At 28.8% G+C, this 12,592-nt stretch carries 12 protein-coding genes; 2 read left to right on the top strand and 10 right to left on the bottom strand.

What is annotated here, in order from left to right; all coding sequences use genetic code 11:
• The first annotated feature begins 210 nt into the window (after nucleotides 1-210).
• Nucleotides 211-594: a DUF5658 family protein gene (locus tag B2694_RS14635; RefSeq protein ID WP_346886367.1), complete on the top strand. Its 384-nt coding sequence runs from the start codon at nucleotides 211-213 to the stop codon at nucleotides 592-594.
• 30 nt (nucleotides 595-624) lie between these two features.
• Here B2694_RS14635 and B2694_RS14630 read toward each other — a convergent pair whose 3' ends face one another.
• The 7 genes from B2694_RS14630 to nadA all read right to left on the bottom strand — a co-directional run bounded on the left by B2694_RS14630 (nucleotide 625) and on the right by nadA (nucleotide 7,564).
• Nucleotides 625-1,188: an NUDIX hydrolase gene (locus B2694_RS14630; RefSeq protein WP_346886366.1), complete on the bottom strand. Its 564-nt coding sequence runs from the start codon at nucleotides 1,186-1,188 to the stop codon at nucleotides 625-627.
• 100 nt (nucleotides 1,189-1,288) lie between these two features.
• Entirely contained in the window at nucleotides 1,289-1,762 is a 474-nt protein-coding gene (msrA, locus tag B2694_RS14625) for a peptide-methionine (S)-S-oxide reductase MsrA (RefSeq protein WP_346886365.1), read from the bottom strand.
• 48 nt (nucleotides 1,763-1,810) lie between these two features.
• Nucleotides 1,811-3,616 (bottom strand): FUSC family protein, encoded by a 1,806-nt coding sequence (locus tag B2694_RS14620; RefSeq protein ID WP_346886364.1) that lies wholly within the window; start codon nucleotides 3,614-3,616, stop codon nucleotides 1,811-1,813.
• Nucleotides 3,617-3,723: 107 nt separating this feature from the next.
• Entirely contained in the window at nucleotides 3,724-4,401 is a 678-nt protein-coding gene (locus tag B2694_RS14615) for a pseudouridine synthase (RefSeq protein WP_346886363.1), read from the bottom strand.
• Between the two features lie 113 nt (nucleotides 4,402-4,514).
• Nucleotides 4,515-5,354: a carboxylating nicotinate-nucleotide diphosphorylase gene (gene nadC / locus B2694_RS14610; RefSeq protein ID WP_346886412.1), complete on the bottom strand. Its 840-nt coding sequence runs from the start codon at nucleotides 5,352-5,354 to the stop codon at nucleotides 4,515-4,517.
• Nucleotides 5,332-6,654 carry an L-aspartate oxidase gene (locus B2694_RS14605; RefSeq protein WP_346886362.1) on the bottom strand — a complete coding sequence of 441 codons (1,323 nt, stop codon included), beginning with the start codon at nucleotides 6,652-6,654 and terminating at the stop codon, nucleotides 5,332-5,334. Before B2694_RS14605 ends, nadC begins: the two co-directional genes overlap by 23 nt.
• A 1-nt stretch (nucleotide 6,655) precedes the next feature.
• A complete protein-coding gene (gene nadA / locus B2694_RS14600; protein WP_346886361.1) occupies nucleotides 6,656-7,564 on the bottom strand; it encodes a quinolinate synthase NadA in 909 nt (302 codons plus the stop codon).
• A gap of 244 nt (nucleotides 7,565-7,808) precedes the next feature.
• On the opposite strand from nadA, the gene B2694_RS14595 reads away from it, so the two are divergent.
• Complete coding sequence (locus B2694_RS14595; protein WP_346886360.1) at nucleotides 7,809-8,600, top strand: lipid II flippase Amj family protein; 792 nt, start codon at nucleotides 7,809-7,811, stop codon at nucleotides 8,598-8,600.
• 72 nt (nucleotides 8,601-8,672) lie between these two features.
• Here B2694_RS14595 and B2694_RS14590 read toward each other — a convergent pair whose 3' ends face one another.
• The 3 genes from B2694_RS14590 to B2694_RS14580 all read right to left on the bottom strand — a co-directional run bounded on the left by B2694_RS14590 (nucleotide 8,673) and on the right by B2694_RS14580 (nucleotide 12,544).
• Nucleotides 8,673-9,566, bottom strand: a complete 894-nt coding sequence (locus B2694_RS14590; RefSeq protein WP_346886359.1) for a class I SAM-dependent methyltransferase — start codon at nucleotides 9,564-9,566, stop codon at nucleotides 8,673-8,675.
• A gap of 232 nt (nucleotides 9,567-9,798) precedes the next feature.
• The gene (locus B2694_RS14585) at nucleotides 9,799-11,784 is read right to left on the bottom strand and encodes an ABC transporter permease (protein WP_346886358.1); all 1,986 of its coding nucleotides are present in this window, start codon (nucleotides 11,782-11,784) and stop codon (nucleotides 9,799-9,801) included.
• Nucleotides 11,774-12,544, bottom strand: coding sequence for an ABC transporter ATP-binding protein (locus B2694_RS14580; protein ID WP_346869407.1), 771 nt, complete (start codon nucleotides 12,542-12,544; stop codon nucleotides 11,774-11,776). The genes B2694_RS14585 and B2694_RS14580 overlap by 11 nt, the downstream gene beginning before the upstream one ends.
• Between the last annotated feature and the right edge of the window lie 48 nt (nucleotides 12,545-12,592).

Here is a 12,592-nt window from a genome sequence, read left to right as displayed (position 1 = left end):
ATATATTTTATAAAGTGGATATGTCAACACTATATTTAAAAGATTCTGTTGAAAATTACAGTGATAAAATATACAAACTATGTTGATACACCTTTACATTATTGCATAGAACTGTTTATTCTACGATATAAGTTATAACTTACATAAACTTTTAATGGAATGGCATATTTTAATATAATATGGATATATTTCTTTGTGAGGTGTTATTTTATGAATTTTATTAAATTTACAACTAAATCAGAAGTTACAACTTCAAAGCCTATAAGAAAAAAATTACTTTTTATTCTTTTTTTAAATATTAGTGATTTACTTTTTACTTGGCTCTTTGTGGGTAAGTACAGTGGTATATTTTACGAGGCTAATGCTATTGCAAAAGTCATTGTGACTAACTTTCCTCTATGTTTCTTTTTGAAAATATCTATAGTATTATTAGTTATCATTTACTGGAACTATAGGCTTAAAGGCGCAACCTTAAAAGGGCTTTTCATTTCAAATATCACTGCTAATTTAGTGCTTATAATGTATATATTAATCAATGTTCTTCACCTATTTAATCTCTTAGTTTTATTATATACAAAAGGATTACTATCTTAAATGCACTTATAACTAATTATCCATTTTTCATTACCATCCTCTACTTTTTATTTTATCATTGAATTTTTCATATAATTTTATCATATTAGGCTCATTACTATGTTTGTGAATTTCATCAATAGGAAGCCATTTAACACCACTATTTTCATCTTCTTTAATTTTAACTTTTTCCTCTTCATCAGCTTCTAGCAAATATGCAAGAGATAAATGAAGATGGGCTGAGACGTATTTACCTCTTTTAAAATGTCCAATAACCTCTATTATATCTAGAGATAATAGCTCTGGAGTAATGGCCCTTATATCTTCTACTCCTGTTTCTTCCTTTGCTTCCTTTATTGCTACATGAAGTAAATCTTCATCCCCATCAGCATGTCCACCTGTCCAACACCAAGTTTTATAAATATTATGGTGAATCATTAAAACTTTAGTTCTATTTTTATTAACAATATATCCTGAACTGGTTACATGAATTAATGGATTTTCTCTAGTTAACAAATTATTAAATTTACTTATACTTAATAAAGCTACATTTTTATCCTGTGACTCTTCCTCATTATGTGGAGTATAATTTTTTATATCTTCAATCCATCCCATGATTAACTCTCCTTTATAACACGCTATGATTTTAAATTTATATACTTAATAGTAACATAAAGGTTCAATACAGTGTAGAAATACTGCATTGAACCTATTATTAATCTAATTTTATATGGCAATATCCATTAGGATTTTTCTTTAAATACTTTTGATGATATTCTTCTGCTCTATAATAATTTTCTAAAGTTTTTACTTCTGTAACTATTTTCTTTATATAATTTTTCTGTATTTTTTCTATATTTTTTCGAATTATTTCTTCATCGAATTTATCAACATAATAAACTCCAGTTCTATATTGACTCCCTATATCATTTCCCTGTCTATTCAGTTCGGTTGGGTCTATTATTCCCCAAAATTTATTCAGTATTTCCTCTAAGGAAATTATATTTTCATCATAATCTATCACACATACTTCTGCAAAATATGTATTCCCATAGCACACATCTTCGTAGGTAGGATTTGTTGTTCTACCATTGGCATATCCTACTTCTGTATTTGTTACACCGTGAATTCTAGAAAAAAATTCTTCTACACCCCAAAAGCATCCTCCTGCTAATACAATCCTTTTCATCTTCTTAACTCCTTTATATTTTTCTTTAATCTATATTTTATATTACCATTACATATGCCGTATATTATTATTAAAGTCTTCATATAGATTCAATATAGATTCTATATTTTCCTTTTTAACATTTTCATTTTTCCCATATACTATTAATACCTTATATCCTACCTGTATCACATATTTATTATTAATAGCTATAAATTTATTAATCTTATCATCATTGTATTGAAGATTTCTCATATATAGTTTTTGACATAAAAGCGTAGAATGGATAATCAAATCCCTTATTTCATGAATCTGCTTATTACTTTGTAAAAATTCCATACTATCTTCTATAAGCTTTTTATTCAACCTAGCAATTTTATCTATAAGTTGTTCTACTCCATCCTTTAGTCTATATGGGAAAACAACTCTATTGACTATGACCACTACAGCTACCCCTATAATCACGTATACTATTCTATATAAAATCAATACATTTATATTTTCTGTTAAAGAGGCTATACATATAGATGCCATAGCTGCAAATAGTGATATTTTATAGTATTCCTTAAAGGCGTAGATAAGATAAAGAGATATAATTAAAATTCCCAAGGTAATTATTTGAGAACCTGCCACATTAATAAGTATACCTGTAAATAGAATTCCTAATATATTCCCTATAACTCTGTCTTTAGCCTTTTTAATGGTATCTTCATAATAAGGTTGCATAATAGACATTATTGTTATTGCTGCCCATATTATTTTATAAAATCCTAAAAACCCTCCTATTAGTAATGCTATAGTAAGAGTTATTGCCATTCTAATAGCAAATTTAAACCTTATAGTGTTAGGTCTGAAATATTCTTTAAAGGTTACTCTAGTTTTATCTATGTCAGCTCTAGCCCACTCTTTATATACCTTATTAGAACCTGTTTTTTCTATGGAGTTCAATTCTTTAATACTACCAAGAAGATTTTCTAGTATTATAGATATCTCTAAATGATATTCCTCACCTTTACTCCACTCTTTTATAAAGTTATCAGTAGATTCTTTTATAGTTTGAAATTCTATATTATCTTTACATAACTCTATTATTGCTTCTACTATTTCTTTTAATTTTTCTACATATTCCTTAGAAATACTTAGATTTTTAATACCTCTATACAATTGAATTATATATAAATTAAAGTATTCTACATTAATAAATATTTGAAATTGAACCTTTCCTAAATTAGTGGTCAAATATCTTCTATGCCTTGTTACATATACTTTATAAGCAATATCTCTCATTATTTTAGAACATTTATCTTCTATGGTATGATCATACTCTTCCTTTAAGATATTTATAAATTGATTATATATTAAAATAAAAGCCTCTTCCATGCTTTTTCCTAAAATGGATCTTTCATTTACTCTATTTATATAACTTGCCCCTACTACTATTAAAACTCCAAATATTACAGATAAAATCCTAAAAGGAAGTTCTCCTAATGATACCTGTGCATATTGAGTAAATACATATAGCATTATAAAGGGTTTGTAAAAAGTTAAATCATAGGGCGATACGATAGTATACATTATAAGAAAAATAGCAAAAAAGTTTATAGGTATGCCCCAAAATATATTCATGGATGAAAAATATGCTGTTAAAACAATAACTAAATCAATAAGGATTATTTTAATTGCTTTGTTAAAGGTCTTAACCTGAAAATTTTGCCTTCCCATAACTGTTGAAGTAAGGGCTATTGGAAAAGCAATCATTATATTCTTTATTCCAAATAATATACCTACTCCAAATAGAGTTATTACAGCTACAGAGCCATGCTTTATCATGGAATATGTATTTATATTGAATTTCTTTACTAGTTTATTATACATGACACTAACATCCTTATTATACATATTTATATACTTATTATTAGCTAATTTAATTTAGGTATTCTATATAATATCCTAGTATTTATCTACTTGTTATATATCATGCTCTATTTCATTAAGTCTATAACCTCTTCCTCAGTAAGATACCTCCACATACCTTCTTCTATTCCTTCTATATTTATAGAACAAATTCTTATTCTTTTTAAATCTACCACATTATATCCTAATGCCTTACTCATTCTCCTAATTTGTCTATTTAGTCCTTGAGTTAATATAATTTTAAATGTACATTCATCTACTTTTATGATGCTACAAGGTCTAGTTTTTTCTCCTAGTATATATACTCCTGCAGACATATTCCTAAGAAAATTATCATCTATAGGTTTATCTGCTTTTACTTCATATTCCTTTTCGTGGTAATTATCTGAATTTAATATTTTATTTGCTAGGTCACCATCATTAGTGATGAGAATTAATCCATGAGATTCTTTATCTAATCTTCCTACTGGAAATATATATTCTTCATAGTTTATAAAATCAATGATGTTATTTTCCACATCACTAGCTGCAGTGCATGTAACTCCCATGGGCTTATTAAAAGCTATGTAAATTTTCTTTTTAGCTATGATAGGCTTATCATCAATTAGAATTTCATCCTCTAGTTCTACCCACTGCCCAGGAATAGACAGTTCTCCATTTACTTTTACTCTTCCTTCTTCTATAAGCCTATTAGTATCTTTTCTTGAGCAAATTCCAAGATTACTAAATAATTTATTAATCCTCATATGTTGTCCTTTCCTTTGTCATACTAATATTTATTAAATAAACCAAACAAAAAAATATGATTACTATATATTTAGTATAGCAATCATATTTAAACAATTATATCATTTTATATTTATATTTTTCTAAAGTTTTTTAATGAAATATCAAAGGCTTTTACAGAATGCGTTAATTCTCCAGAGGAAATATAATCTACTCCTGTTTTGCCGTAGTCTGTAACAGTATCTAAGGTGATGTTTCCTGAGCACTCTGTTAATGTTCTTCCATTAATTAGTTTAACCATATCCCTTGCTAAGTCTGGACTCATATTATCAAGCATAATTATATCGGCCCCTGCTTCTAGAGCCTCCAAAACCTGATCTTTAGTTTCAGTTTCAACTTCTATTTTTCTTACAAAAGAAGAATTCTTTTTAGCAAGCTCAATGGCTTCCTTTATACCACCTGCATATCCAATATGATTATCTTTAATTAGTATTCCATCGGATAAGGAAAATCTATGATTTACTCCTCCTCCAATTTTAACTGCATACTTTTCAAGAGCTCTTAAATTAGGTGTAGTTTTTCTAGTATCTAGTATTTTTGTATTAAGTCCCTCTAGCTTATTTACATATTTGTTAGTTAAAGTAGCAATACCACTCATTCTTTGAAGTAAATTGAGGGCTATTCTTTCTCCTATTAATATATTGCCTGCGTGTCCTGTTACTTTACCAATAACCATAGTATTCTTAACTAGATCTCCATCTTTAACAAAGAGATTCACTTCAACTTCTCCTAAGATTTCAAATACCCTTTTAAAAATATCTAATCCACAAATTATCCCATCCTCTTTAGCTATTAAATCAACCTCAGCTCTTTCTAGGGGCGAAACTATGGCTGATACAGTTACATCCCCATAGGGACTATCTTCTTTTAAAGCCCTCTTAATAATATCATCAACAATTAAAAAGTTTAACATATTCACCATTTACCTTTCCCTTCAAATAACTAATAAACTTATACTTATATTCTTCATTTGCATTTTTAACATCACTTATAGCCTTAAGATTAATTCTTTCAACTAATTCTCCACTTAGTTTATCATCACCTTCATCTACAAGTAAATTAATATGCTGTGCTGCCTTTCTACTGAAAACTAAGCCCTCTAATAAAGAATTGCTAGCTAGTCTATTGCTACCATGTACCCCAGTACAACTAACTTCTCCTATAGCATATAAATCTTTCATAGATGTTTTTGAATTCAAATCAACCTGAATTCCTCCCATGCAATAATGATGAGCTGGAGCAATTGGTAATAAATCCTTCTCCATCCTATAACCACGTTTTAAACATTGCTCATAAATATATGGGAATCTATGTATTAAAAACTCCTTAGATTTATTAGTCATATCTAAAAAAACATAGGGTGTTTGTGGAGTCTTGCATATTTCCTTTAAAATCTCTCTTGAAACTATATCTCTAGGTAGTAAAGGATTTACAAATTTCTCTCCCAATGCATTTCTTATTACTCCCCCTTCTCCTCTAAGGGATTCTGATAGTAATAACTTTCGCCCCCTTACTTCTTCTTCATATAATGCAGTGGGATGAAGTTGAAGATAGGATATATCCTTCATAAGAATATTATGCTTTAATGCAATGCTAAGTCCATCACCTGTGATAGTTTCTATATTTGTTGTAGAATTAAAAATCCCCCCAATGCCACCAGTAGCTAATACTGTAGCCTTAGCATTAATAGGTATAATCTCACTTGAGTGTTCTATAATTCCACCTATACATCTATTTTTATATTGAATTATATCTAGTAATGTAGTGTCTTCCAATATAGTTATATTTTCTTTACTAGAAACATAATTTATTAGTTTTTCAATTACTTCCTTACCTGTTTCATCTTTAGAATGCACTATTCTAAACTTACTATGACCACCTTCTCTAGTATAGTTTAATTCATCAATATCCTTATCAAAATCTACTCCCAAACTCAATAATCTATTAATATTATCAGTAGAATTTTCAACTATCTGAGTAACAGCCTCCAATTTATTTTTATAATTGCCAGCTTTTAAAGTATCCTCTATAAAAGCTTCCTTGTCTCCAATATCCCTTAGGGTTGAAATGCCACCTTGAGCTAAATAACTGTTGCAATCTCTTAGCTTATTTTTAGTTATTATTAAAACTCTAAGATTATCCTTTAAATTACAAGCAGTATAAAGGCCTGCAATACCTGTCCCTATAATGAATACATCATATTTTATATTCATTTTACTTATTAGATAGAAGATGCATATTTTCTAAAGATTTATGAGCTTTCAATCTTAGCTCCTCTTCAATATGCACTTCAAACTCCTCATTAATTAAGCAATTATATAGATCTTTCATTGATATTTTTTTCATATTGGGACAAATCATTCCACTTTCTATAGGGATAAAGGTTTTATTGGGACTTTTTTCTTTCATCTGATAAAGAACGCCTTCCTCTGTTACTACTATAAATCCATTAGTTCCATCTTGAAAACTATAATCTATAAGTTCAGAAGTACTTCCTATAAAATCTCCCAAATCTCTTACTTTTTTAGAGCACTCTGGATGAACTAGTACCTTAAAATTTGGATATCTATTCTTTAAAGTTAAAACCTCTTCCTCTTCAACTCTCTCATGAACTGGACAAAACCCATCATAAAGTATAAACTTCTTGTTCTGTATATTTTCTTGCAAATAACTACCTAGATTTCTATCTGGAAGGAATATTATTTCTTCTTCCTCTATGTTATTTAAAATTGCCTTAGCAGAGGATGATGTAACACAAACGTCAGATAACGCTTTAATATCTCCATTTGAATTTATATATGTTACTACCTTTGCTTTAGGATTTCTTAATTTCATAGCTTTTAATTTATCTACTGTAGCCATATCTGCCATTGGACATGTAGTATCATTTACTGGAATTAATATTCTTTTATTAGGTGATAATATTTTGGCACTCTCAGCCATAAATTTTACTCCACAAAATACTATTATATCTTTAGAACTTTCCATAGCTTTCTTGCTTAAAAAATATGAGTCTCCTACTATGTCTGCAACTTCCTGTATTTCTGCTTTTTCATAAAGATGAGCTAAAACTAAAGCATTCTTCTCTTTTTTTAACTTTAATATGTCTTCTTTTAAACCCAAATTTTACACACCTCCGTCATGTAACTATACATCTGTATATACACCTAGTATAGCACCATCTTGGAGCTTGTCAATAATATGTGAAGTTATATTAGAAAATATTTATATAAATTTTCCTCTCCCTAGTGCTTCTTATAATAATTGAATAACCTAGTTTTATTTATGAATATGTTATATACTATTAATACATTTCTAATTGTTGTAAAAATATAGATATATTTGAAAATGAAACGGAGGAATAACTTTGAGTACTCAAATTATAATTGTTTTAGTTTTGAATTTTATAATTGCCATAATAGGAACATTAGCTTACTCTGTAAGACTTGTAGGTGTTAGAACAGGTAAAATAGCAATAACCTTTGCTGTATTTAATATATTATCTTTAGTATCAAGAACAGCCTTAACCTTCCAAGCTCCTTTACTAACAAAGTTTGTTGAGAATAGTGCAGGTGGAAATGATGTATTAAACCTTTTTAAGTTAATTATAATAGTTTCTGGTATAGCTACCATAGTAGGCGCCTTTTTAATTCCTACTTTTCAAAGATTATTTTATAAAGGTGTCATCCGATTTTCTATTGATAAATCTATACCCAAGCTAATTATGCACAGTTTTTCAAAGGCAGGTGTCCATTATATGAGGGACTGTATTTCAATTCCAGTGAAAGAAAGTGTAACTAAGATTAATTTTAAAAAGTTACCTTTAAAAATAATAATTTATAATATAATTGCAGTTGCAATATTAACTGTAGGAGCCTTAGCACCAATTTATGCTGGTACCATAGTTCCTGATTTAAGGGCAACTTGTATAACCCTATCCTCAGTAATAAATGGATTTGCTACAATCCTAATGTCTATTTTTATAGATCCACAACTATCCATTATGACAGATGATGTAATAGACGGTAAGTGTCCTGAAGAAGATTTTCGTAGCTGTGTTATTGCCATGATAGGAAGTAAAACTATTGGAACCTTCGCTGCTCTTCCACTACTTATACCAGCTTCTTATATAATAGTATTGGTAGCTAAAATTCTTTAATTTCTCAATGTAAAAATAGCTAGGCTTGTATGAATATAACCCTAGCTACTTTACATCTTTAGAGAATTTATTTTATTTTTTTGTACCATAAGATATAAGGGTACATGGCGTTTGAATAATATATGCACTATCTTTATTACTCATAACATATTCCCCTATTTTTGATTCACCATCTACGAATACATTAGCTTCCTGCTCACTTAATCCTCTATTAATCAAAGAATTTATATAGTCAACCTTCTCATTCTCTGATAGCTGTTTATTCCAATTCCAAGCAGCCGTAATTGCATCGAATTGTTTATCATGTTCTTCTTTATTACCATGGGGATTAATAAATTTAACCCTATCATTCATTCGCACATCAACATTATGTAATCCTAACTCTTGCATAATTTCAGGAATTTTAACACCAACTCTATAATCTCTACCTCCATTTTCTAATTCCTTCTTATACATTTTTCGATGTAAATGTATAATTCCAAGTTCAGTGTAATCTAATCCACTAAAATATTGACCTGTCTTTTCTATTTCTAGATCTGCTTCCATACAAACAACTAAACCACCACTTACAACTGATTGTATCATTTTATCAAGAATATTCTTTGTATTTGGAATATGTCTTAATGCTGCTTGCGATATAGCTAAATCATAATCTTCAGTTGGTATGTACTCATTCAAGTCTGCCTTTATAAATTTTGTTATATATCCTGAATTTGCAAAAATCTCTTTTGCATCATCTAAGAGAGTATCACTAATATCAATACCTGTATATGTACTTCCTTTAGGTAATATGGGCAATAATAGTAATCCAACATATCCAAAGCCACACCCAAAATCAATGATATTTAAAGGCTTATTAATTTTCCAAACCTTCTCTACAAGGAATTCTATATAGTCATCATTACACCATCCAGTACGTATAGCTTTTAAAAAATCTAATCTCCCATTCCAATATGATTCATTCACAATTTCCCCTCCTTAATATAATAAAGATAATATTACCTGTTCTGTCTACTCAACAAGCTCCTCAAATTATTTCTTTTAAAAAAGATTTTCTATTACATATAATTGAAATTTATAGTTTATATGGTAACATATTCTATTATAAATATCTATACATTAAAAAGAAACTACTTCAAATTCTATTTATTTTGAAGTAGTTTACTATACTAATATATTATAAAATTTAAATTTTTTATTAATTTCCTTTAATCATTTTTTTACTACCAGAATAGGTTGCTAAGAAGTATCCACCATAAACTATTACTAATACCACCGATGCAACTACTATATGATCCACCATGCTTGCACCTCCAAATATAGCTACTATATCTGAAGCCAATTTTAATCCTACTATAGAGTGAACTATAGCTAAAGATAAGGGCATCATAAAGTAAATTGCTACTTGGGTTAATACAGAGTGATTTATCATAGATTCATCTACTCCAACTTTTCTTAGAAGATTATATCTTTCTGTGTTATCTGCAGATTCTGATAACTGTTGAAGGGCTAGTACTGCTGCTGAAGTAATTAGGAATATGATTCCCATGTATATGGCAAGGTATGATGCTAAAGCTCCTAGCCCTGTAGACTGCTCCTTAATCTCTTCCTTAGTAATATATCTAGTATTTAAATCATCATTGCCACTATATTCTCTAATATTAACATCTAAAGCTTCTCTTATCTCACTACCATCCCCACTATAGTTTAAATTCAAATATCCCCTAGTGGGAGTTAGTCCCTCTACTATAGAATCCTCTACTAAAAATACACAAATATTTTGCTTCATCATAGAAGAATAAGTTACCGCCTCTAAAACATTACCATGATATGGTTTTAGTTTATTACCACCTATAGTAATTTCTTTTCCACTATCTACAGTTTCTTGTAAACTTTTAATCATATCGCTTATATCACCAAAGACCGCATATTCTCCATCCTTAAGTTTTACTTCTTCTCTATTTAACATTTTCATTATTTTATTAAAATCCGATACCTTCATAACACTAATTGGTAAATTCTTAAATACAGGATAATATTTATTTCCATCTTCTAAGCTTTTTTTACTTAAAAAATCTCTATAGTTAACTCCACTATCATATTCCTTATAGCTTACATAGTTATCTTCATATTTTGATATATCTACATTATATTTTTTTAACACAGTGTCTATATCTTCTCCTTCATTGTCCCAAAAGCTCATATCGAATTGAGTTAAATCCTCAATTTCAGTATTCATAGCGGTACTAATTCCAAGTCCTCCTGAAAGAGTACATATAGCTACAAATAGCATCAAACATATAAAGGTCATAGATATAAAGGTAGTGTTAATTTTACTATTTATTTGTCTTAACACAAACATATTTAAATTTCTTAAATAAAACTTCTTACTGCTTTGAACTACCTTGAGTAAGAATCCTGCAAGGGAAAAGAAAAATAGAAAAGTTCCTACTGCTCCAAGTGCAATGGCTATTAATATATTTTTATCAAAACTAGATATTCCATTTTTAAGCACTATGTAATATCCACTGCCTATGGTTATTACACTAATTATAAATATAACTACAGAAGTCCATATGTTTTTTATTTTCATTTTTTCATTAAACTTAGCAGAAGTTAATAGATTAATTAGTTTTACTTTTCTTACTATAATGGAATTAAAAATAAGAATTATAAGGTATATAACACCGAAACAAAGAATAGTTTTTATAAAGGCATCCATAGAAAATATAAATCTAAACCCTGTTAAATCCACTTTAAAAAGTTTTGCTGTAACTACAGATAGTCCTTGTGATAAAAATATTCCTAATATAAGACCTAATGCTAAAGAAATTACTCCTATCATCATAGTCTCTATAAATAATAGGGAGGATAATCTAGAGTTTTCCATACCTAAGGTCATATAAACTCCAAATTCCTTTTTTCTTCTTTTAATTAAGTAATTATTGGCATAGACTATCAAAAATCCTAATATAAAGGAAATAAATATTGATGCCACTCCCATAATTTCACTTATTAGGTGAAACATATTTTTATGCATTTCACTAACTTCCATTAAAATACTTTGAGCTTCAATGGAGTTAAAGGTGTAAAATATACATACCCCAAATACTAAAGTTAAGAAATATATAGTATAATCCTTAAAACTTCTTTTTAGATTCCTAGCAGCTAATTTAAAATACATCTCTTTGGTCACCTCCAAGTAGAGTTACCACTTCAATTATCTTATTAAAGAATTCCTTCCTTGAATCCTTTCCTCTAATTAACTCGTTAAATATCTTACCATCCTTTATAAATAGAATTCTACTAGCATAGCTAGCTGTAAAGGCGTCATGAGTTACCATCATAATAGTAGCTCCTAAATTAGTATTAAGCTCCTCCAAGCTTTCTAGTAACATCTTTGCAGATTTTGAATCTAAAGCACCTGTAGGCTCATCTGCAAGAACTAAAGATGGATTTGTAATTATAGCTCTAGCTGATGCGACTCTTTGTTTTTGACCACCTGACATTTCATAGGGATATTTATTTAAGACTTCCTCTATATTTAAACTCTTAGCAACCTCTTCAACTCTTCTATTAATCTCTTTGTGATTTACCTTTCCAATAGTTAGTGCTAATGCAATATTTTCATAGGCAGTTAAGGTATCTAAAAGATTAAAGTCTTGAAATATAAAACCTAAATTTTCTCGTCTAAATCTAGCTAATCCCTTAGAATTTATTGAAGTTACATCCTTTCCTTCAATATGAATATGACCACTAGTTACCTTATCTATGGTGGATATACAGTTTAATAAAGTTGTTTTTCCACTACCGGAAGCACCCATTATTCCTATGAATTCTCCCTCTTCAACAGAGAAACTAATATTATTTATGGCCTTAGTTATATTACCATTACTTCCATAGTACTTTTCTATATTACTCACTTTTAATACTTCTTTTTTCATCTTCTTTCCTCCTGTTCTCTATACCTATATATTACATGTATAGAAAAT

The sequence above is a fragment of the Clostridium sp. UBA4395 genome (assembly GCF_002390995.1).
Classification (GTDB): domain Bacteria; phylum Bacillota; class Clostridia; order Clostridiales; family Clostridiaceae; genus Clostridium_J; species Clostridium_J sulfidigenes.
The sequence above is the reverse complement of the archived record's forward strand: the minus strand, read 5'-3'. Positions and strand labels throughout refer to the sequence as shown.

Coding starts and splice junctions, on each gene's coding strand:
- B2694_RS14635 (WP_346886367.1), top strand. CDS start 211: ATGAATTTTATTAAATTTACAACTAAATCAGAAGTTACAACTTCAAAG.
- B2694_RS14630 (WP_346886366.1), bottom strand. CDS start 1,188: ATGGGATGGATTGAAGATATAAAAAATTATACTCCACATAATGAGGAA.
- msrA (WP_346886365.1), bottom strand. CDS start 1,762: ATGAAAAGGATTGTATTAGCAGGAGGATGCTTTTGGGGTGTAGAAGAA.
- B2694_RS14620 (WP_346886364.1), bottom strand. CDS start 3,616: ATGTATAATAAACTAGTAAAGAAATTCAATATAAATACATATTCCATG.
- B2694_RS14615 (WP_346886363.1), bottom strand. CDS start 4,401: ATGAGGATTAATAAATTATTTAGTAATCTTGGAATTTGCTCAAGAAAA.
- nadC (WP_346886412.1), bottom strand. CDS start 5,354: ATGTTAAACTTTTTAATTGTTGATGATATTATTAAGAGGGCTTTAAAA.
- B2694_RS14605 (WP_346886362.1), bottom strand. CDS start 6,654: ATGAATATAAAATATGATGTATTCATTATAGGGACAGGTATTGCAGGC.
- B2694_RS14585 (WP_346886358.1), bottom strand. CDS start 11,784: ATGTATTTTAAATTAGCTGCTAGGAATCTAAAAAGAAGTTTTAAGGAT.
- B2694_RS14580 (WP_346869407.1), bottom strand. CDS start 12,544: ATGAAAAAAGAAGTATTAAAAGTGAGTAATATAGAAAAGTACTATGGA.